The following is a 19452-nucleotide window of genomic DNA, read 5'->3' as shown; positions in this document are numbered from 1 at the left end:
CCACGGTCGGTGCATGAGACCGGTCATCAGCCTCGTCACCCTCGGGACCACCGACCTGCCGCGCGCCCGTGCCTTCTACGAGGCGCTCGGGTGGCGGGAGTCCAGCCAGTCGACCGACGAGGTCGCCTTCCTGCAGGGCGCCGGCACCCACCTCGGCCTGTGGTCGCGCACCGAGCTCGCCGCCGACTCCGAGGTCACCGACGACCACGGCGGCTGGGGCGGCACCACCCTGGCGCACAACGTGGGGTCACCCGCCGAGGTCGACGGCGTGCTGGCCGAGGCCGCGGCCGCCGGCGGCACGGTGCTGCGGGCGGGCGCGCCCACCTCCTGGGGCGGCTACAACGGGGTGTTCGCCGACCCCGACGGTCACCGCTGGGAGATCGCGCACAACCCGGCCTGGCCGCTGGACGACGCCGGCCGGGCGCAGCTGCCCGACTGACCCTCAGAGCTTGCGCAGCAGCACCTTGCGCACCGTGTGGTCGGTGGTCTTCTGCAGCACCAGCCGCGCCCGCGACCGGGTCGGCGCGATGTTGGTGCGCAGGTTCGGGCCGTTCACCGCCGCCCAGATGCCCCGCGCGGTCTCGGTGGCCTCGGCGTCGGTGAGGTCGGCGAACCGGTGGAAGTAGGCCTGCTCGTCCTGGAACGCCGTCCGGCGCAGGGCCAGGAACCGCTCGACGTACCAGCGCTCCACGTCGGCCTCCGGGGCGTCGACGTAGACGGAGAAGTCGAAGAAGTCCGACAGGAACACCTCGGGCACCCGGCCGTCGGCCCGGTTGCCGGCCTGCAGGACGTTCAGCCCCTCGAGGACCAGCACGTCCGGGGCGTCCACGACCTGGCGCTCGTCGGGCAGCACGTCGTAGCTCTGGTGGGAGTACAGCGGTGCGCTCACCGTGCCCCGGCCGCTCTTCACGTCGGCCAGGAAGCGCAGCAGCGCGCGCCGGTCGTAGGTCTCCGGGAAGCCCTTGCGGCCCAGCTGCCCGCGGGCCTCGAGCACCGCGTTGGGGTGCAGGAACCCGTCGGTGGTGACCAGGTCGACGCGGGGGGTGTCCGGCTGGGCAGCCAGCAGCACCTGCAGCAGGCGTGCCGTGGTGCTCTTGCCCACGGCCACGCTCCCGGCCACCGCGATGACGTAGGGCACCTTGGCCGTGCGGGCGCCGAGGAAGGCCGACTGCGCGGTCCACAGCCGCCGGCTGGCCGCCACGTGCAGCGCCAGCAGCCGGGCCAGGGGCAGGTAGACGGTGCGCACCTCGTCCAGGTCGATCCGGTCCCCGAGGGAGGCCAGCCGCGCCAGCTGGTCGGCGTCCAGCGGCAGCTCCTGGCCGTCGGCCAACGCCCGCCACTGCGCCCGGTCGAACGCCGCGTAGGGCGAGGGGTGGCTGCGTGCGGCGTCCGTCACGGCGACCATGGTGCCCATCGCCGGGCCGTCCACCTCCCCCGGGTGGGCTCCGGCCCCGCCACGGGGTGGGGCGGGCGCCGCGCGTCTAGGGTTCGGGTGTGCCGACCCGACCGGGCCTGCTGGACCGCATCGAGCGGTACTTCGCGCAGTCGCCCCTGCCCGACACCCCCGTGCGCACGGTGGGTGGCCTGGCCGTGCCGGTCGGCACCCCCGAGTGGCCCTACCCGGCCCGGCCGGTCCCCGGCGGCGGCCCGGTCGACCAGGAGGACGTCGAGGCGGCGCTGGCCATCCAGCGCGCCGCCGACCTGCCCGAGGCGGTCGAGTGGTTCGCCCAGCGCAACCCCGGCCTGGGCCACGCGGTGCGCGCCGCGGGCCTCGGCGTGGACGAGCTGCCGCTGCTGGTGTCGGTGGACGACGTCGAGGTGACCCTGCCGGAGGGCGTGCGGTTCTACCTGGTCGGTGCCGACGACCCCCAGCTGGCCACCTACCAGCGGCTGGCGCAGCTGGCCTTCGCGGTGCCGGTCGGGGCGGTCGACGGCCCGGTGTCCTCGGCCCCCGGGGCGGCCCCCGACCGGCTGGTCGACCCGCCGCAGCCCACCAGCGTGCTGCGCGAGCGCATCGCCGCGGGCCGCACGGTGATGATGATCGCCGTCGAGGACGGCGCACCGGTCGCGGTGGGCTCCCACCAGCCCCAGGACGTCGACGGCCACGGCATGAGCGAGATCGTCGGCGTCGCGACGCTGCCCCGGTACCGCGGCCGCGGGCTGGGTGCCGGGCTCGCGTCGGTGCTGGTCGAGCACGCCCGCGAGAGCGTCGAGACGGTGTTCCTGGCCGCCGGGGACGACGACGTCGCGCGGGTCTACGAGCGGGTCGGCTTCGCCCGCATTGGCACGACGCTGGTGGGGGAGCGGGTCAGCGGCTGACCGCCGCGACCGCGGCCGCGTCCAGCGCGGCCCGGGCCGTCCCCCACCCCACCTCGGGCGGGAAGGCGGCCAGCAGCACCACGACCCGGTCACCGACCAGGCCGACCGAGTGCAGGTGGCGCACGCCGTCCACGCAGCACATCCAGCCCTGCTTGGCGGCCTGCACACCGCCGACGGCGGGGGACAGCAGGCCGAAGGTCTGGTCGAACCCGTCCGCGCCCGCCGGCGTGCTGCGGCCCAGCGCGCCGAGCACGAGCGCGGCGTCGTCGGGGTGCGCCACCTCCGGCAGCGCGGTCAGGAACCGCACCAGGTCCGACGCGGAGGACTGGGCGGACCCCCAGGCGCCGGGGTCGGGGGTGGGCGGGGTGGTGGCCGTGAGCCCGTACCGGGCCACGACGTCGGCGAGCACCGCCGGGCCGTCGTAGGCCACCCAGAGCTCGGACGCCGACGGGTCGTCGGAGCTGGTGAGCATGGCCTCGACCCGGGCCAGGTCCTCGGGGGGCACCGTCTGCCCGGCGGTGCGGGCCCCGGTCAGGATGCCCTCGGCCAGGTACAGCTTCACCAGCGACGCGGTCGGCACGGGTAGGTCGGCGTCCCCGGCCACCGACGTGCCCTCCGTCGTCCGGGCGGCCGCGTCCGCGCTGGTGCCCGGTGGCCGCGGGGGCTGGTCGGGGGCCACCACGACCACCAGCGACCCGACCGGACCGAACGAGGCCCGGGCCGCCTCGGCCGCGGACGGCCCGGCGGCGGTCAGGTCGGCGGCGAACCGGTCGGCCGGGGCGACCGCGGCCGGGCGGGGGAGGGGGGCGGCGGGTGCGGCGGTGGCCGGGCCCGCCTCGACCAGCAGACCCGCCACCAGGACGGCGGTCACCGCCGCCGTCCGCCCGCCCCACCGTCGCATGAACCCTGAACTACCCGCGGGTGCCCCGCATCAACCTGCGGCCTGCGTGGAGCGGAGGTTACGGGTCAGGACACCTCGTAGGTCGGCACGATGGTCGCCCGGGCCAGGGTGTGGCTGAACAGGTTGAACCCGAGGAACGCCGGGGTGGCCTCGGCCGGGACGCCGAGGTCGTCGGTGTCGAGGGCGTGCACGACGACGTAGTAGCGGTGCGGGCCGTGGCCGGCCGGGGGAGCGGCGCCGACGAACCCGGCGAACCCGGCGTCGTTGCGCAGCTGGACCGCGCCCTCGGGCAGCCCGCCGTCGGCGGCACCCGAGGGGAGCTCGGTCACCGAGGCCGGGATGCCGGTGACGGCCCAGTGCCAGAACCCGCTGGTGGTGGGCGCGTCGGGGTCGTAGACGGTGACGGCGAAGCCCTTCGTGGCCTCCGGGAACTCCGACCACGACAGGTGCGGGGAGCGGTCCTCGCCGTCCAGGCCCATCTTCCCGCTGACCTGCTCGCGGCCCAGCACCTCGCCGTCGCGGACGTCGCCGCTGGTCACGGTGAACTCGGGGACCTCCGGCAGGAAGTCGTAGGGGTTCGGCGGGGTGGGTCGGGACATCGCTGGTCCTCCTCGGACGTCGACGGATCGGTCGCACCCAACCTAGGAGGGGGACGCCGGGCCCGCTCGACGGGAAAGCGTGGTCATCCGCCCGTACCGTCCCCCTCGTGCTGGGACTACCGGAGACCATCCGCGGCTGCCTGTTCGACCTCGACGGCGTTCTGACGCAGACGGCGGCGGTGCACCAGGCCGCCTGGAAGCGCACGTTCGACGAGTTCCTGCGTGCCCGCGACCCGCACGTCCCGGAGTTCACCGACTCCGACTACCAGCGCTACGTCGACGGCAAGCCCCGGGAGGACGGCGTCCGCGACTTCCTGGCCTCCCGGGACATCGAGCTGCCCGAGGGCGGCGACGACGACGGCCCGGACGCGCAGACCGTCCGCGGGGTGGCCACCCGCAAGAACGACCTCGTGCAGGCCGAGCTCGACGAGCACGGCGTGGACGTCTACGAGGGCTCGATGCGCTACCTGCGCGCGGTGAAGGACGCCGGCCTGCCGGTCGCGGTCGTGACCGCCTCGGCCAACGGCGAGAAGGTCGTGGCCGCCGGCGGGTTCGCCGACCTGGTCGACGCCCGCATCGACGGCGTCGTCCGGGCCCGCGAGGGCTACCGCGGCAAGCCCGCCCCGGACACCTTCCTCGCCGGCGCCCGCGCGCTGGGCCTGGAGGCCGCCGAGGCCGCCGTGTTCGAGGACGCCCAGTCCGGGGTGCAGGCCGGCCGGGCCGGGGAGTTCGGCTTCGTCGTCGGCGTGGACCGGGTGGGCCAGGCCGACCAGCTGCGCGCCCACGGCGCCGACGTCGTCGTCACCGACCTCGCCGAGCTGCTGGGGGACCCGTCGTGACCGAGGGGCGCGCGCACTTCCCGATCGAGCCCTGGGCGCTGACCGAGACCTCCATCGACCACGCCAGCCTGGCGGTCAACGAGTCGGTGTTCGCCCTGGCCAACGGGCACATCGGCATGCGCGGCACGCTGGAGGAGGGGGAGCCCTCCGTCGTCCCCGGCACCTACCTCAACGGCTACTTCGAGGAGCGGCCGCTGCCCTACGCCGAGGCCGGCTACGGGTTCCCCGAGATGGGCCAGACCGTCGTCAACGTCACCGACGGCAAGCTGATCCGGCTGCTGGTCGGTGACTCCCCGCTGGACCTGGACTACGGCCACGTCGTGGCCCACCGCCGCACCCTGGACCTGCGCGCGGGTGTGCTGGAGCGGTGCACCGAGTGGCGTTCGCCCAACGGGCGCACCGTCGAGGTGAAGAGCACCCGGCTGGTCTCGCTGACCCGCCGCTCCATCGCCGCGATCCGCTACGAGGTGCGCTGCACCGACGACGGCGGTGACCTCTACGTGGCGCTGCAGTCGGACCTGCTGGCCAACGAGGTGGTCGAGAACTCCGGCTCCGACGACCCGCGCGCCGCCGCGGCGCTGCGCAAGCCGCTGGTCTCCGAGCACCACACCGGCAAGGGCCGGCACGCCGTCCTGGTGCACCGCACGAAGACCAGCGGGCTGCGGATGGCCGCCGGCATGGACCACGACGTGCTCACCCCCGACAGCGCCAACGAGGAGCTGGAGGTGTCGGCGGACCTGGCCCGTTACACCCTGGCCGCGCGGCTGCCGGCGGGGGAGAAGCTCCGGCTGACCAAGTACCTGGCCTACGGCTGGTCCTCCCGCCGGTCCGCGGCCGCCGTCCGCGACCAGGTGGAGGGCGTCCTGGGCATCGCCAAGCTGGCCGGCTGGGAGCGGCTGGTCAGCGAGCAGCGGGAGCTGCTGGACGGGCACTGGGCGCAGGCCGACGTCACCATCGAGGGCGACGACGAGCTGCAGCAGGCCGTGCGGGTCGGCATGTTCCACGTCCTGCAGGCCGGGCTGCGCGCCGAGCGGCAGCCGATCCCGGCCAAGGGCCTCACCGGCCCGGGCTACGACGGGCACGCCTTCTGGGACACCGAGACCTACGTGCTGCCGGTGCTGACCTACACCGCACCCGAGGCCGTCCGCGACGCGCTGATCTGGCGGTGGTCGACCCTGGACCTGGCCCGCGAGCGGGCCCGGGTGCTCGGCCAGCACGGCGCGGCCTTCCCGTGGCGGACCATCCGCGGCGAGGAGACCAGCGGCTACTGGCCGGCCGGCACCGCCGCCTTCCACGTCAACGCCGACATCGCCGACGCCGTCGCCCGGTACTGGCACGCCACCCACGACGAGTCCTTCGACGTCGACCACGGCACCGAGATGCTGGTCGAGACCGCGCGCCTGTGGGCCTCGCTCGGTCACATGGACGACGGCCGCGGCTTCCGCATCGACGGCGTCACCGGCCCCGACGAGTACACCGCGGTGGTCGACAACAACGTCTACACCAACCTCATGGCGCAGCGGAACCTGCGCGAGGCCGCCGCCGCGGTCGGCCGCCGTCCCGAGGTCGCGGCCCGGCTGCAGGTGGGCGACGACGAGGTCGCGGCCTGGCGCGAGGCCGCCGACCGCATGCGCATCCCCTACGACGACGAGCTCGGCGTGCACATGACCAGCGAGGGCTTCACCCGCCACCAGGAGTGGGACTTCGACGGCACCCCGCCGGACAAGTACCCGCTGCTGCTGCACTTCCCCTACTTCGAGATCTACCGCAAGCAGGTCGTCAAGCAGGCCGACCTGGTCATGGCGCTGCACCTGCGGGGCGACGCGTTCACGCCCGAGCAGAAGGTGGCCGACTTCGCCTACTACGAGGCCCGCACGGTGCGGGACTCGTCGCTGTCGGCCGCGCAGCAGGCCGTGGTCGCCGCCGAGGTCGGGCACCTGGACCTGGCCTACGACTACTGGGGCGAGGCCGCGCTCACCGACCTGCAGAACCTGCACGGCAACTCCGGCCACGGCCTGCACATCGCCTCGCTGGCCGGGGGCTGGACCGTCGCCGTCGCCGGGTTCGGCGGCATGCGCGACCACGACGGCCGGCTGTCCTTCGCCCCGCGGCTGCCGCCCCGGCTGACCGGGCTGGCGTTCCGGGTGGTCTACCGCGGTCGGTGCCTGCGGGTGCGGATCACCCAGGAGCAGGCGACCTACCAGCTGGTGTCGGGCGAGGACCTGGAGATCACCCACCACGGCGAGCCGCTCACCGTCGGCACGGCCGAGGTCGTGCGCGACGTGCCGCCCGCACCGCAGGTCGAGCCGGTCCGCCAGCCCACCCACTGCGCGCCGCGCCGGCGGGGGCGCTAGCGGTCAGACCAGCCAGCGGACGGCGAGGGCCAGCGACCCCAGGCACAGGGCGAGGAACACCCCGACCCAGAGCAGCCCGGGGACGCCGGTCAGCCGGGCCAGCTGGTCGGCGTCGCTGTCGGGGGTGGGACGGCGACGCCGCTGCGCCTGCAGCTCCCACACCGCCCGCGGTGCGGCCAGCAGCAGGAACCAGACGACGACGTGGGCGAACGCGGCCTGCCACAAGCCCGGCAGCCACCAGGTCGCGGCGAACACCAACGTCCCGGTGACCAGCACCGACCACAGGCCGTAGAAGTTGCGGATCTGCAGCAGCAGGAGCGCCAGCAGCGCCAGCAGCGCCCAGAGCACCCCGACCGCGTGCCCGGCGGCCAGCAGGGCCGCGGCGCCGAGGCCGAGCAGCGCCGGCCCCGGGTAGCCGGCGAACGCGGTGGCCACCATGCCGGGGCCGGTGGGCCGCCCCGCGGACACCGTGACGCCGGAGGTGTCCGAGTGCAGCCGGATGCCGGCCAGCCGCCGCCCGGTGACCAGCGCGGCCACCCCGTGCGCGCCCTCGTGGGCGATCGTCACCGCGTTGCGGGTGACCCGCCAGAGGTCGCGCTGGCCGACCAGCACCAGGGCCACCAGGGCCGTGCCCACCAGCCAGGGCAGCGGCAGCGGGGGAGAGGCGGCGGCCACGCGGTCCCAGATCTCGCTCATCGCCGTCCACCCGACCACACCCGGGCCGCCGACCGGGCCGAACGCGCCGGGGGACCCGTCGCGGTGTCCGTGCGCTGCCGCCACCAGCTGGCCGACCTGTCGGCCGGTTCCGTCGACGCCGACGGCTGCCTGGTCTGCCCGTGGCACCGGTCCCGCCACGACGTGCGCAGCGGGGAGATGGTGGACGGCCCGCGCGGCTCCCTCGCCCTCCACGGGCCCGTACCGGGCTGCTCGGGGTTGGTCCGGCTGCTCGGCCGGGTGCTGCCGCTGCGGGTCCGCCGCGCCGTCCGGCGGGGGGCGGACGTGCACGTGGAGGGGGAGTGACCCCGTCCGGCACGGGGGGCGGGCGTCGGGCAGACTGATCCGGCTGCCCGGCGTCCGGGCGGACCCCGAGGAGGCCTGCGTGACCGCCCCGCCGTTCGTCTACCGCGTCGTCATGGCCGTGGGAACCCCCGCCGCGAAGTGGTGGGGCCGCATGGAGGTGCGCGGCCTGGAGAACCTGCCGGCGTCGGGGCCCACCGTGGTGATGGCCAACCACGACAGCCAGTGGGACCCGGTGGTGGCCGGCATCGCGGCCCTGCGCCGGCGCCACCTGCGCGCGCTGGCCAAGGACTCGCTCTGGAAGAACCCCGTGGTCGGCACGTGGCTCGACGGCATGGGCCAGATCCCCATCGCCCGCGGGCGGGGTGACGCGAACGCGCTGCAGGCCGCCATCGACGTGCTGCGCGAGGGCGGCTGCATCGGTGTCTTCCCCGAGGGCACCGTCTCCCGCGGGCGCACGATGCGGTTCCTGTCCGGCGCGGGGCGGCTGGCGCTCGCCGTCCCCGGCACCACCGTGCTGGGCCTGCGGATCACGGGGCAGGACGACATCGTGCGCTTCCCGGTGCGGCCCCGGGTGCTGGTCGAGTTCCTGCCGCCGGTCACCCCGCGCGAGGGCGAGTCCGCGGTCGCCCTGACCAACCGGGTGATGACCGAGGTGCGGGCCAGCGCGCCGCCGGTCATCCCGGGTCGGGCCAAGACCGCGGCGAAGCTCCGCCGGCTGGCCGCGGAGCACGCCGCGGAGAAGAAGGCCGAGGGCGACCGCGGGTAGCACCGGCGGGGGCCGTTCTGTCCGACCCCGGTCCTAGGGTGCAGCCACCAACCGCACTCGACGAGGAGGACGCCATGAGCACCCTGACCGACCGGACGGCCACCGCACTGCTGGTGATCGACGTGCAGAACGGGGTGATGGCCGCCTCGCACGACGCCGACGCCGTGGTCGGCCGCATCGGCGACCTGGTCGAGCGGGCGCGGGCGGCCGACGTCCCCGTGGTGTGGGTGCAGCACAGCTCCGAGGAGTTGCCGCAGGGCAGCGAGCAGTGGCAGTACGTCCCGCAGCTGCAGCGCGCCGAGGGCGAGGCGCTGGTGCACAAGCAGTACGGCGACTTCTTCGAGGGCACCGACCTGGAGCAGGTGCTGGCCGACGCCGGGGTGGGTCGGCTGGTGGTCACCGGCGCGCAGACCGACGCCTGCATCCGGTCGACCATCCACGGCGGCTTCACCCGCGGGTACGACGTCACCCTGGTCGGCGACGCGCACACCACCGAGGACCTGTCGGCCTACGGGGCGCCGTCGCCGGCCGACGTCATCTCCCACACGAACCTCTACTGGGGTTTCCAGGGCGCCCCCGGCCGCACCGCCGCGGTGGTCCCGGCCGCCGAGGTCGAGTTCGCCGGCTGAGCACGGTCGTCCGTCACGGCGGCCGAGGGGGCTGGCCTACAGTGCCGCGGTGAGCTCCACGCCGCGGTTCGGCCGCCTCCTCACCGCCGTCGCCACCGCCTTCGACGCGCAGGAGCGGGTCGACCTCGACGCCACCGTGGCGATCGCCCGGCACGTGGTCGACACCGGCAGCGACGGCGTCGTGGTGTCCGGGACGACGGGGGAGGCCCCGACCACCACGGTGCCCGAGGACGGCGAGGTGCTGGCCGCCGTCCGCGAGGCCATCGGCGACCGCGCGGTGGTGGTGGCGGGGGTCGGCACCAACAGCACCGCGCACTCGGTGGAGATCGCCGAGCAGGCGGCCCGGGTCGGCGCCGACGGCCTGCTGCTGGTCACCCCGTACTACAACAAGCCCAGCCAGAACGGCATCCTCGCGCACTTCCGCACCGTCGCCTCGATCAGCGACATCCCGGTGATGCTCTACGACGTGCCCGGCCGCACCGGCTCCTCGATCGGCCTGGACACCTACCGGGCGGCCCGCGAGATCGAGACCGTGGTCGCGGTCAAGGACGCCACCGGCAACCCGGCGCACGCCGCACGGCTGGTCGACCTGGGCTACGAGGTCTACTGCGGCGACGACGCGCTGACCCTGGGCTACCTGGCCTACGGTGCCGTCGGTCTGGTCAGCGTGGTCGCGCACGCCGCCGGCCGGCCGCTGCGGACGATGATCGAGGCGTTCCTGGCGGGGGAGCACGCCGCCGCGCTGGCCGCGCACACCCGGCTCCTGCCCGCCTTCGACGCGATCATGGGCGTCCCCAACTACGGCGCGACGACGGCGAAGGCCGCGCTGCAGCTGCTGGGTGTGCTGGACAACCGGCGCGTGCGCCAGCCGCTGGCCGAGCTCGACGACGCCGAGGTCGACGCCCTGCGCGCCGGGCTGGTCGCGGCCGGGCTGCTGCCGGAGGCGGGGGAGCGGTCCGACGGCGTGGACAGCAGCCGGGACCTCGACCCCTGGTGGGGCACCTACCGCGGCCTCGCCGCCGACATGTGACCGACCGGCACCGGGTGCCGGCCGACCCGTCCGGGGCAGACTGACGCGGTGTTCCACATCGCGTTCCACGAGCCGCGGATCCCGCCCAACACCGGCAACGCGATCCGGATGGTGGCAGCGACCGGGGCCCACCTGCACCTGGTCGAGCCGCTGGGCTTCGACCTGTCCGACGCCAAGCTCCGGCGGGCGGGCCTGGACTACCACGACCTGGCGTCGGTGACGGTCCACCCGGGGCTCGAGGAGCTCCTGGCTGCGCTGCCCGGTGCACGCGTGTTCGCCTTCACCGCCAGCGGGACGACCCGGTACACCGACGTCGCCTACGTGCCGGGGGATCTGCTGCTGTTCGGACCCGAGCCGACCGGGCTGGACCCGGAGGTGCTGACCCACCCGCGGGTCACCGACCGGGTGCGGCTGCCGATGCTGGCCGGCCGGCGCTCGCTGAACCTGTCGAACACCGCGGCCGTGGCGGCGTACGAAGCATGGCGCCAGCACGACTTCGCCGGGTCCTGACCCCCTAGGTGAGCTGGTGGCCGGCGCGGAGAAGGCGGTCGAGGCCTACGGGCGCACGGGGACCGAGGCCCTGGCCTGACGAGTTGACATAATGTCGATTATCGGCGCACGGGATGCAGGTGCTCGGGACGGTCGCCGCGCAGGTTCGTCGAACCCGGTCCGCGTCGTCCGGGGTCATCCGCGGTCCATCCGTCCGAGCCCGTCGTCGGTGCGCGACGGGTCGGTCCGCCCGCGCCGCGCCGCCCCGCGGGACCACGCCGTGCCGACCCGCCCGTCCCGGCGTCCTGCCTGGCCACCGCTCGGCGGCCACTCCCTCGCCCGACCCCGGATCTGCCGCATTCCGTCAGCCTGACGCAACTCGGCCGCCCCACCGGCCTGTGCCGCCTCCCCTGGACGGTGCGGCCACCCATCCGTCATTGCGTCACGCTGACGGAACGACGGATGGTCAGCCCTGCTCGGCGGCGGCCTTCAGCTGCGCCAGGCCCTTGTCGAACGTCGGGCCCAGGAACTTCTCCATCGGCAGCAGCCGCATCAGCCGGCCCTGCCGGCCGGAGCCGGACCAGGTCACCGTGGTCGCGCCGTCGGCCTCGGCGAGGGTGAACGTCGACGTGCTCGACGACCGGATCGGCTTGGTGTTCTGCTGCTCGACGACCACCCGGGCGGACGCGACGTCGGTCATGCGCATCGAGCCGCTGCCGGCCTTGAAGGAACCGGCCCACCGGTAGGCGCTGCCGGCGCCGGTGCCGTCGTACTCGCGGGACATGTCCGGGTCCAGGTCCTCGAACGGCGACCAGGCCCGCCAGCGGCGGAAGTCGGCCAGCAGGGCGTGCACCGCGGCGGCCGGTGCGGCGATCGTGACCTGGCGGGTGACGGCGTAGGTGTCGGGCACGCGCGGATCGTGCCAGATCCGGACGCTCCCGAGCCGTGTCGCGGCCCCCGGTGTCGAGTGCTCACCGGGGGGCTCGGTCCCTTAGGCTCCGCACATGCAGATCCGTCGTCCGGTCGTGTCCGTCCTCGCCGCCCTCGCCCTGTTCGGGGGCACCGCGGCCCTGACCGGCTGCAGCGACGTGAACGGCCTGGAGCAGCGCACCGGCACGTCGAAGGACTCCACGGAGAACTTCTCCGGGGACGACCCGACGAGCGTCGAGCAGGGCAGCGTCTACAACCACGGGAACGAGCGGCCCGGCAGCGGCGCCGAGAACGCCGAGGGCGGCCCGGTCGGCTGACCCGACGGGAGGGCGCGGCGCCGGCTCAGCCGGCGTTGCGCCCGGACAGCCAGAGCTTGTCCAGCCGCCCAGTCGAGCGCACCAGCTCGGCCAGGGCGCGCTCCATCTCCACCTTGGTGGGCTTCTCCGCCAGCAGGGTCTGCACGTCCTCGAGGGCGCAGCGCAGCTGGAACAGCCGGTCCTGCAGCCCGTCGAGCTCGGTGCGGGTGACCAGCACGACGTCCGGGGACAACCCGGCCTTCGCCGTCGCCGACCGCTGCTCGTAGGCCCGCTGCCGGCACGCCTGCCCGCAGTACAGCCGCGGCCGGCCCACCGACTCCTGCGCCGGGAGCACGTTGCGGCACCAGCCGCAGCGGCGCTCCTCGGCGTCGGGGGCACGCCGGCGGGACCGCCGGGTCGGTGCACCCGGCGCGGGGACGTCGACCGCAGGGATGTCGTGCACCGGGACCTGCTCTGCCACCACGCCCGAGAAGGTACTGCTCAGCGGGCTGCCAGGGAGCCGGACACGCCCGCCGTCGACCCAGCCGTGACCCCGCCCGCGCCGTCCGTCCCGCGCGCCCCTAGCGTGGGCCCGTGCCGCCCGCGCGTTTCCCGTTCCTCGAGGGGCCGACGCCGTTGGCGATGGCGCACCGCGGCGGCGCGATCGAGCACGTGGAGAACACCGCCCCGGCCTTCGAGGCCTGCGTCGCGATGGGCTACCGGTACCTGGAGACCGATGTCCGGGCCACCGCCGACGGGGTGCTGGTCGCCTTCCACGACGCCGTCCTGGACCGGGTCACCGACCGCACCGGCCGCATCGACGCGCTGCCCTGGAGCGAGGTCAAGCACGCCCTCATCGGTGGCCGGGAGCCGGTGCTGGCGCTGGAGGACCTGCTCACCGCCTGGCCCGACGTCCGGGTCAACATCGACGTCAAGACCGCCGGTGTCCTCGCGCCCCTGGCCGCCCTGATCCGGCGCACCGGCACGCTGGACCGGGTCTGCCTCGCGTCGTTCTCCGACGCCCGGGTCGCCGCGGCGCGGCGGCTGCTGGGGCCGGACCTGTGCACCTCGCTGGGGCCCAAGGGCGTCGCGGCCCTGCGGCTGTCCTCCTACTCCCCCCGCGCCGCGGGGCTGGTCCGGATCCAGGCGGGCTGCGCCCAGGTGCCGCTGGAGCTCGGCGGGCGGCCGGTGGTCGACGAGCGGTTCCTGGCCGCCGCCCACGAGCGCAGCCTGCAGGTGCACGTGTGGACCGTCGACGACCCCGCCGAGGTGCACCGGCTGCTCGACCTCGGCGTCGACGGCATCCTCACCGACCGCCCGGCCATGCTGCGCGACGTCTACGCCGAGCGCGGGGTCTGGAGCCCGGCGTGAGCCTGCGGTACTGGCGGCCGGTCCCCCCGCCGCTGCCCGAGGAGCTCGAGGGCTCGGTCAGCGACGAGGACCCCGACTGGTTCGCCCGCGAGCTGGCCATCGCCGCGCACCCGCCGTGGTGGGTGTGGCGCTTCCTGCTGACCACGGTGTCCCCGGCGGTGTCGCTGTTCGGGCGGGTGCAGGTCACCGGCGGGGTGCCCGCGGAGCTGCGCGACGGGCCGCTCATCCTGGCCGCCAACCACATCGGCGACTACGACACCTTCACCGTGGCCGCCGCGCTGCACCGGCTCGGCGTCGTCCCCCGGTTCCTGGCCACCGGCGGCATCATGCGGGCCCCGGTCGCCGGGCCGATGCTGGAACGGGCCGGCGGCATCCGGGTCGACCGCGGCACCGACGTCGCCGCGCACGCCATGCGGGTGGTGCTGGTCGCCCTCGAGCACGGCGGCCAGGTGCTGGTCTACCCCGAGGGCCGGGTCGGGCTGACCGCCGACGGCTGGCCCGAGCGCGGCCGCACCGGCCTGGCCCGCCTGGCCCTGCAGACCCGGGTGCCGGTGCTGCCGGTCAGCCAGTGGGGCGCGCACGAGGTGCTCCAGTACGCCAACGACTGGGGCAAGCTGCGCACCGCGCTGTCCGCGGCCTGGCGCCAGCCCGCCCTGCGGGTGCACGTCGGCCCGCCGGTCCCCCTCGACGACCTGGACGCCGGCCGGGTCGGTGACGCCCACCGCGCCCGCACCCGGATCATGGCCGCCATCACCCGCGGCCTGGTGCCGCTGCGCGCCGGGGAACCCACCGACCGCATCGCCTTCTCCGACCCCACCCGGCCGGTGAGGGCCGCGGCCATGTTCCCGGGAGGACGCGTCCCCGACGACGTGCCCGGTGCTGGACCACCCCGGCCCGCGGCTGACACGCTGCGCCGGTGAGCGCCGCCGACACCACCCGCACGCCCGACCGCGCCCTGCGCCGCGAGCGCGTCGGCTGGTACTCCTACGACTGGGCGATGTCGGTGTTCAACACCAGCGTCACCACGGTCTTCCTCGGCCCGTACCTGACGTCGGTGGCCCGGGAGGCGGCCGGGCCGGACGGCAGGCTGGGGTTCCTGGGCATCGACCCGGGCAGCTGGTTCTCCTTCGTGCTGTCGTTCTCCGTGCTGGCCCAGGTGCTGGTGCTGCCGATCACCGGCGCCGTCGCCGACCGCACCGGACGCCGCCGCGAGCTGCTGGCCGGGTTCGCCCTGCTGGGCGCCGCGGCCTGCACCGGCTTGTTCTTCGTGGCCGACGGGCGGTACCTGCTGGGCGCGCTGCTGTTCGTCGTCGCCAACATCAGCTTCGGCGCGGCCACCGTCGTCTACTACTCCTGGCTGCCCGACCTGGCGGCCCCCGACGAGCGGGACAAGGTCTCCAGCCGCGGCTGGGCGGTCGGGTACGTCGGCGGCGCCCTGCTGCTCGCCGTCCACCTGGGTCTGTTCCTGTCCGCGGAGTCCCTGGGGCTGACCAGCGGCGAGGCGGTGCGCATCTGCCTGGCCACGGCGGGCCTGTGGTGGGGCGCGTTCACCGTCTTCACCGTGTCCCGGCTGCGCAACCGCCCCGTCGCGGTCACCGGGGGCCGCACCGGCAGCGGGTTCGGGCAGCTGGCCCGGACGCTGAGGGAGATGCGGGCCTTCCCGCTGACCCTGTGGTTCCTGGGCGCCTACCTGCTGTTCAACGACGGTGTGCAGACCGTCATCTCGCTGTCGGCGGTCTACGCCACGGAGGAGCTCGGCCTGGACCAGTCCGTGCTCACCGGCGCGATCCTCATGGTGCAGGTGGTCGCCATCGCCGGGGCGCTGGGCCTGGGCCGGGTGGCCGCCCGCTACGGCGCCACCCGCACCGTGCTCGGCTGCCTGGTGGCCTGGACGGCGGTGCTGGTCGCCGCGTTCTTCCTGCAGGAGGGCGCCGTCGCGCAGTTCTACGCCCTGGCCGCGGTCATCGGCCTGGTGCAGGGCGGCACCCAGGCGCTGTCCCGCTCGCTGTTCAGCCACCTCATCCCCGCCGGCAAGGAGGCCGAGTACTACGGCTTCTACGAGATCAGCGACCGCGGCACCAGCTGGCTCGGCCCGCTGGCGTTCGGCCTGACGTACCAGCTCACCGGTTCCTACCGGCTGGCCATCATCAGCCTGGTGGTGTTCTTCGTGGCCGGCTTCGCGCTGCTGGCCCGGCTGCCGATGCGCCGCGCCGTCGTCGAGGCGGGCAACACCCCGCCGGAGAAGCTGTGAACGCCGTCCCCGCGGCCGGTGACCGTCGCCGGCACGCCGCACCCGCCCACCTGACCTTCTTCCACGGCCCGATGGACTGCGGCAAGTCCACCCTGGCGCTGCAGGTCGACCACAACCAGAGCCGGCAGGGCCGGCACGGCCTGCGGCTGACCCAGGGCGACCGGTCCCGCTCGGCGCGGATCAGCAGCCGCGTCGGGCTGTCGCGGGACGCCGTGGAGGTCGACGCCGGCACCGACGTCCGGCTGCTGGTCCGGGACCGCTGGGCGGCCGGGCACCGGGTGGACTACGTGGTCGTCGACGAGGCCCAGTTCCTCACCGGCGCCCAGGTGGAGCACCTCGCCGAGCTGGTCGACCAGTCGCACGTGGACGTCTACGCCTTCGGGCTGACCACCGACTTCCGCGCCCAGCTGTTCCCCGGCACGCAGCGGCTGTTCGAGCTGGCCGACGTGGTGCAGCGGATCCAGGTCGAGGTGCTGTGCTGGTGCGGCGCGCCCGGCCTGCTCAACGCCCGGGTGGTGGGTGGCGCGATGGTGCGCGATGGCGAGACCGTCGTCGTCGCCGACACCGCCCCGGAGACCGACCTCGGCACCGCGCCGGACGAGGTGCGGTACCAGGTGCTCTGCCGCCGGCACCACGTCGGCGGACAGCTCGGGCCCACCCCCACCGGACCCGGCCAGCTGACCCTCTCCGGGCAGCCCCTGGCCGACGAGCAGGTGGCCGTGCGATGATGACCGACTGACGCGACGGAATCTCCGCGCGACTTCCTTCGTTGGACCCACCGGCCCCCTCCGGGTGACGCACCGCTGCTCCGGCTGCGGAGGCGTCACCGACGTGCCGATGGGGCATGACGCACGGACCGACACACGAGCACGAGAGGACGGTGTGCCATGGGCGAGCGTTCCCTTCGCGGCAGCCGACTGGGCAGCGTCAGCTACGAGACCGAGCGCAACACCGCGCCGATCGAGCGGCAGTACGCCGAGTACCGCTGCGAGCAGGGCCACGTGGTGACCGTGCCCTTCGCCGACGACGCGGAGATCCCCGACACCTGGGAGTGCAAGTACGACGGCTCCAACGCCAAGCTGGTGGGCGGCGCCGAGCCGGCCCCCAAGAAGGTCAAGCCGCCGCGGACCCACTGGGACATGCTGCTCGAGCGTCGCTCCGTCGACGACCTCGAGGAGGTCCTGGCCGAGCGCCTCGACGTGCTGAAGAGCCGCCGCACCAAGGTCAGCTGACCCGCTGACGCAGAAGGGCCCCTCCGGATCGCTCCGGAGGGGCCCTTCTCGCGTTCGTCAGGGCTTGTCGACGACCGTGCCCTCGATGACCCGGGTGCTGGTCACGTGCGCCACCCCGGGCTCGGGGTCGACCTGCGCCGGCCGGGTGCTCTGCACCCGCACCGGGCCGCGGGCGCGGTCGGGCAACCGGTTCAGCACCGCCCGCGCGATGAGGGCGCGGGGCAGCTTCCGGGTGCCCGGCAGCAGGCACAGCAGGCCCAGCACGTCGCCGATGAACCCGGGCAGGATCATCAGGAACCCGCCCGCGGCCACCAGCCCGGCGTCGCCCAGCGCGGTGCCCGGCGCGCGGTGCTCCTGGGCCCGCAGCCGTAGCTCGGTCAGCGTCTTGGTGCCCTGCTTGGCCAGCAGCACCCAGCCCAGCGCGCTGGTGGCCAGCGACGCCAGGATCGCCCAGCCCAGCCCGATCCAGGCCGCCACGGCGATGAACACCACCAGCTCGGCCAGTGCGCCCAGGCCCAGCACGGTGCGCAGTCGGCTCGTCATGCTCGTCCTCTCCTCGTGTCTCCTGCACCCCCAACGTCCGAGGAGCCGCTGACGCTCCCGGCCCGCCGACGGCGCAGCCCGGAGCCGACGACGAGCAGGGTCGCACCCAGTCCCAGGGCGGTGAGCGCGGCCTCCGGCCAGGCGCCCAGCCGGGTGGCCAGCGTCGTCCCGTCGCGCTGGGCGATGTCCTCGACGAACGTGGCAGGGGTGAACAGCCCCGAGCTGCGCACCAGCGACCCGTCGGGTGCGATGATCGCGCTGATGCCGCTGGTGGAGGCCATCACGACGCTGCGGCCGGCCTCGACCGCGCGCAGCCGACCCATGGCCAGCTGCTGGGGGCTCTCGTCGGAGAACCCGAAGGTGGCGTTGTTGGTCTGGACGACGAGCATGGTCGCCCCGCCGACGACGGTGTCGTGCACCAGGCCGTCGTAGGCGACCTCGAAGCAGATGACGTCGCCGACCGTCGTCCCGGCCATGTCCAGCGTGCCGACGTCGCTGCCGGCGCGGAAGTCCGCCCGCACCAGGTCGACCTTGTCGCTGAAGAACCGGAAGAACGACCGTGCCGGCACGTACTCGGCCAGCGGGACCGGGTGCCGCTTGACGTAGGTCTCCCCCGGGCCGGTCTCGGGGTCCCACACGATGGCGGTGTTGGACAGGAAGCGGCCCGGCCCGCTGACCACGGCGCCCACCAGGATCGGCGCGCCGATGGCCCGCGCGGCCCGGTCGATGGCCGCGGCGGCGTCGTCGTTGAGGTAGGGGTCGATGTCGGAGCTGTTCTCCGGCCAGATGACCAGGTCGGGCTGGGCGACCTCGCCCCGGGCGACCTGCGCGGCCAGGTCCTGGGTCTCGCGCACGTGGTTGTCCAGCACGGCCCGGCGCTGCTCGTTGAAGTCCAGCCCGGCGCGCGGCACGTTGCCCTGGACGACCGCGACGGTGCGGGTCGGCCCGCCCTCGGTCAGCGACCCGCCGGCCAGCGGCCACCGGGCCACGGTGCCCACCACGGGGACGGCGAGGGTGCCCACGACGAGGACGGCGGCCGCGCGCAGCGACCCGGCGCGGCGGGCGGCGTCGTCGCTGTCCCGCCAGGCCCGGGCCGACGCCAGGACGGCCGCGGCCAGCAGCGTGCCGGTGAGCGCCACCCCGAAGCTGACCAGGGGCACCCCGCCGTAGGCGGCCAGCGCGGTGAACGGGCCCTCGGCCTGGCTGAACCCCAGCCGGCCCCAGGGGAACCCGCCCAGGGGCCAGCGCCCGCGCAGGGCCTCCTGGCCGACCCACAGCGCCGCGGCCCACAGCCACCAGCCGCGCAGCCGGGCGGTGACGGCCAGCGCCCCGCCGAGCACCGCGACGTAGAGGGACTCCGCGACCGACAGGGCGTACCAGGGGAAGGACCCGACGTAGATGCCGGTCCAGGACAGCAGGGGAAGGAAGAAGCACAGGCCCTGGACCAGGCCCAGCCACAGTCCGGTGCGGAACCGCACGCCGCGGGTGGCCAGCGACAGGGACGCCGGGCCGAGCACGGCGAGGGCGGCGAGGTCCCAGCCGGGGAACGCGAAGTACATCGCGACGCCGCCGGCCGCGGCCAGCAGCGTGCGGGCCAGCAGGCCCGCTCCGCGCCGTCGCGGGGCGGGTGCGTCGTCGGCCGGGCGCACCACCGGGTCGGTCACGGTCACCCCGCGAGCATCCCACCTGCGCGCCGGCGACCGGTGCACGCGGTCGCCCGCGGCGGCACCCCGGCCTTCGGGCCGCCGGTCCGGGGACTGGGTGTCCTCGGGCCGTCGTTGTCTGGTGGCGCGGGGTGCCGCCCGGCGATCACCGGTGGTGGCCCGGGACCGCGTGGTGCGACAACGGAACCCTAGGGAGCCGGGACCCCCGCGCACAGGGCA

General features: G+C 75.0%; 23 protein-coding genes. 15 read left to right on the top strand and 8 right to left on the bottom strand.

The window, feature by feature from the left end; translation table 11 throughout:
- Positions 1–13: 13 nt before the first annotated feature.
- On the top strand, positions 14–439 hold the full coding sequence (locus BLT39_RS20195) for a VOC family protein (protein WP_091068392.1): 426 nt from the start codon (positions 14–16) through the stop codon (positions 437–439).
- 3 nt (positions 440–442) lie between these two features.
- Here BLT39_RS20195 and coaA read toward each other — a convergent pair whose 3' ends face one another.
- The gene (gene coaA, locus BLT39_RS20190; protein WP_091068582.1) at positions 443–1405 is read right to left on the bottom strand and encodes a type I pantothenate kinase; all 963 of its coding nucleotides are present in this window, start codon (positions 1403–1405) and stop codon (positions 443–445) included.
- A gap of 89 nt (positions 1406–1494) precedes the next feature.
- On the opposite strand from coaA, the gene BLT39_RS20185 reads away from it, so the two are divergent.
- Positions 1495–2319 carry a GNAT family N-acetyltransferase gene (locus BLT39_RS20185; RefSeq protein ID WP_091068388.1) on the top strand — a complete coding sequence of 275 codons (825 nt, stop codon included), beginning with the start codon at positions 1495–1497 and terminating at the stop codon, positions 2317–2319.
- Here BLT39_RS20185 and BLT39_RS20180 read toward each other — a convergent pair.
- The gene (locus tag BLT39_RS20180; RefSeq protein WP_091068386.1) at positions 2309–3190 is read right to left on the bottom strand and encodes a serine hydrolase; all 882 of its coding nucleotides are present in this window, start codon (positions 3188–3190) and stop codon (positions 2309–2311) included. The two genes, BLT39_RS20185 and BLT39_RS20180, sit on opposite strands and share 11 nt — an antisense overlap.
- A 95-nt stretch (positions 3191–3285) precedes the next feature.
- Entirely contained in the window at positions 3286–3819 is a 534-nt protein-coding gene (locus BLT39_RS20175; RefSeq protein ID WP_091068383.1) for a YbhB/YbcL family Raf kinase inhibitor-like protein, read from the bottom strand.
- Positions 3820–3926: 107 nt separating this feature from the next.
- On the opposite strand from BLT39_RS20175, the gene BLT39_RS20170 reads away from it, so the two are divergent.
- Complete coding sequence (locus BLT39_RS20170) at positions 3927–4658, top strand: beta-phosphoglucomutase family hydrolase (RefSeq protein WP_091068381.1); 732 nt, start codon at positions 3927–3929, stop codon at positions 4656–4658.
- The gene (locus BLT39_RS20165) at positions 4655–7012 is read left to right on the top strand and encodes a glycoside hydrolase family 65 protein (RefSeq protein ID WP_091068378.1); all 2358 of its coding nucleotides are present in this window, start codon (positions 4655–4657) and stop codon (positions 7010–7012) included. Before BLT39_RS20170 ends, BLT39_RS20165 begins: the two co-directional genes overlap by 4 nt.
- Before the next feature lie 3 nt (positions 7013–7015).
- On the opposite strand, the gene BLT39_RS20160 is transcribed toward BLT39_RS20165, so the two are convergent.
- Complete coding sequence (locus tag BLT39_RS20160) at positions 7016–7708, bottom strand: M50 family metallopeptidase (RefSeq protein ID WP_091068579.1); 693 nt, start codon at positions 7706–7708, stop codon at positions 7016–7018.
- Between BLT39_RS20160 and BLT39_RS23420 the strand changes: the two genes are divergently transcribed.
- The 5 genes from BLT39_RS23420 (at position 7610) to BLT39_RS20135 (ending at position 10967) form a co-directional block, all read left to right on the top strand.
- On the top strand, positions 7610–8032 hold the full coding sequence (locus BLT39_RS23420; RefSeq protein ID WP_131801529.1) for a Rieske (2Fe-2S) protein: 423 nt from the start codon (positions 7610–7612) through the stop codon (positions 8030–8032). The genes BLT39_RS20160 and BLT39_RS23420 overlap by 99 nt on opposite strands.
- Positions 8033–8111: 79 nt before the next feature.
- Complete coding sequence (locus tag BLT39_RS20150) at positions 8112–8798, top strand: lysophospholipid acyltransferase family protein (protein ID WP_207508221.1); 687 nt, start codon at positions 8112–8114, stop codon at positions 8796–8798.
- A gap of 74 nt (positions 8799–8872) precedes the next feature.
- Positions 8873–9427, top strand: a complete 555-nt coding sequence (locus BLT39_RS20145; protein WP_091068369.1) for a cysteine hydrolase family protein — start codon at positions 8873–8875, stop codon at positions 9425–9427.
- 49 nt (positions 9428–9476) lie between these two features.
- A complete protein-coding gene (dapA, locus tag BLT39_RS20140) occupies positions 9477–10457 on the top strand; it encodes a 4-hydroxy-tetrahydrodipicolinate synthase (protein ID WP_091068365.1) in 981 nt (326 codons plus the stop codon).
- A 48-nt stretch (positions 10458–10505) separates the two neighbouring features.
- Positions 10506–10967: a tRNA (cytidine(34)-2'-O)-methyltransferase gene (locus BLT39_RS20135; protein ID WP_091068360.1), complete on the top strand. Its 462-nt coding sequence runs from the start codon at positions 10506–10508 to the stop codon at positions 10965–10967.
- Between the two features lie 445 nt (positions 10968–11412).
- Here the strand turns inward: BLT39_RS20135 and BLT39_RS20130 are convergent, their stop codons facing one another.
- Positions 11413–11856 carry an SRPBCC family protein gene (locus tag BLT39_RS20130; RefSeq protein WP_091068358.1) on the bottom strand — a complete coding sequence of 148 codons (444 nt, stop codon included), beginning with the start codon at positions 11854–11856 and terminating at the stop codon, positions 11413–11415.
- A gap of 94 nt (positions 11857–11950) precedes the next feature.
- Here BLT39_RS20130 and BLT39_RS20125 point away from each other — a divergent pair, with 94 nt between their 5' ends.
- The gene (locus BLT39_RS20125; protein WP_131801528.1) at positions 11951–12193 is read left to right on the top strand and encodes a hypothetical protein; all 243 of its coding nucleotides are present in this window, start codon (positions 11951–11953) and stop codon (positions 12191–12193) included.
- Positions 12194–12218: 25 nt separating this feature from the next.
- Here BLT39_RS20125 and BLT39_RS20120 read toward each other — a convergent pair whose 3' ends face one another.
- On the bottom strand, positions 12219–12656 hold the full coding sequence (locus BLT39_RS20120) for a hypothetical protein (protein ID WP_242658577.1): 438 nt from the start codon (positions 12654–12656) through the stop codon (positions 12219–12221).
- 110 nt (positions 12657–12766) lie between these two features.
- Here BLT39_RS20120 and BLT39_RS20115 point away from each other — a divergent pair, with 110 nt between their 5' ends.
- The 5 genes from BLT39_RS20115 (at position 12767) to BLT39_RS20095 (ending at position 17026) form a co-directional block, all read left to right on the top strand.
- A complete protein-coding gene (locus tag BLT39_RS20115) occupies positions 12767–13543 on the top strand; it encodes a glycerophosphodiester phosphodiesterase family protein (RefSeq protein ID WP_091068352.1) in 777 nt (258 codons plus the stop codon).
- The gene (locus BLT39_RS20110; protein WP_091068348.1) at positions 13540–14463 is read left to right on the top strand and encodes a lysophospholipid acyltransferase family protein; all 924 of its coding nucleotides are present in this window, start codon (positions 13540–13542) and stop codon (positions 14461–14463) included. The genes BLT39_RS20115 and BLT39_RS20110 overlap by 4 nt, the downstream gene beginning before the upstream one ends.
- Entirely contained in the window at positions 14460–15794 is a 1335-nt protein-coding gene (locus BLT39_RS20105) for an MFS transporter (RefSeq protein ID WP_091068344.1), read from the top strand. The genes BLT39_RS20110 and BLT39_RS20105 overlap by 4 nt, the downstream gene beginning before the upstream one ends.
- Positions 15791–16522, top strand: a complete 732-nt coding sequence (locus BLT39_RS20100) for a thymidine kinase (protein ID WP_091068341.1) — start codon at positions 15791–15793, stop codon at positions 16520–16522. The genes BLT39_RS20105 and BLT39_RS20100 overlap by 4 nt, the downstream gene beginning before the upstream one ends.
- A 159-nt stretch (positions 16523–16681) precedes the next feature.
- Positions 16682–17026 carry an RNA polymerase-binding protein RbpA gene (locus BLT39_RS20095; RefSeq protein ID WP_091068337.1) on the top strand — a complete coding sequence of 115 codons (345 nt, stop codon included), beginning with the start codon at positions 16682–16684 and terminating at the stop codon, positions 17024–17026.
- A 57-nt stretch (positions 17027–17083) separates the two neighbouring features.
- Here BLT39_RS20095 and BLT39_RS20090 read toward each other — a convergent pair whose 3' ends face one another.
- Positions 17084–17569 (bottom strand): FxsA family protein, encoded by a 486-nt coding sequence (locus tag BLT39_RS20090; RefSeq protein ID WP_091068333.1) that lies wholly within the window; start codon positions 17567–17569, stop codon positions 17084–17086.
- Complete coding sequence (gene lnt / locus BLT39_RS20085; protein ID WP_242658576.1) at positions 17566–19239, bottom strand: apolipoprotein N-acyltransferase; 1674 nt, start codon at positions 19237–19239, stop codon at positions 17566–17568. The genes BLT39_RS20090 and lnt overlap by 4 nt, the downstream gene beginning before the upstream one ends.
- Positions 19240–19452: the final 213 nt, after the last annotated feature.

This window comes from Klenkia brasiliensis (assembly GCF_900100695.1).
GTDB classification, from domain to species: domain Bacteria; phylum Actinomycetota; class Actinomycetes; order Mycobacteriales; family Geodermatophilaceae; genus Klenkia; species Klenkia brasiliensis.
The sequence above is the reverse complement of the archived record's forward strand: the minus strand, read 5'-3'. Positions and strand labels throughout refer to the sequence as shown.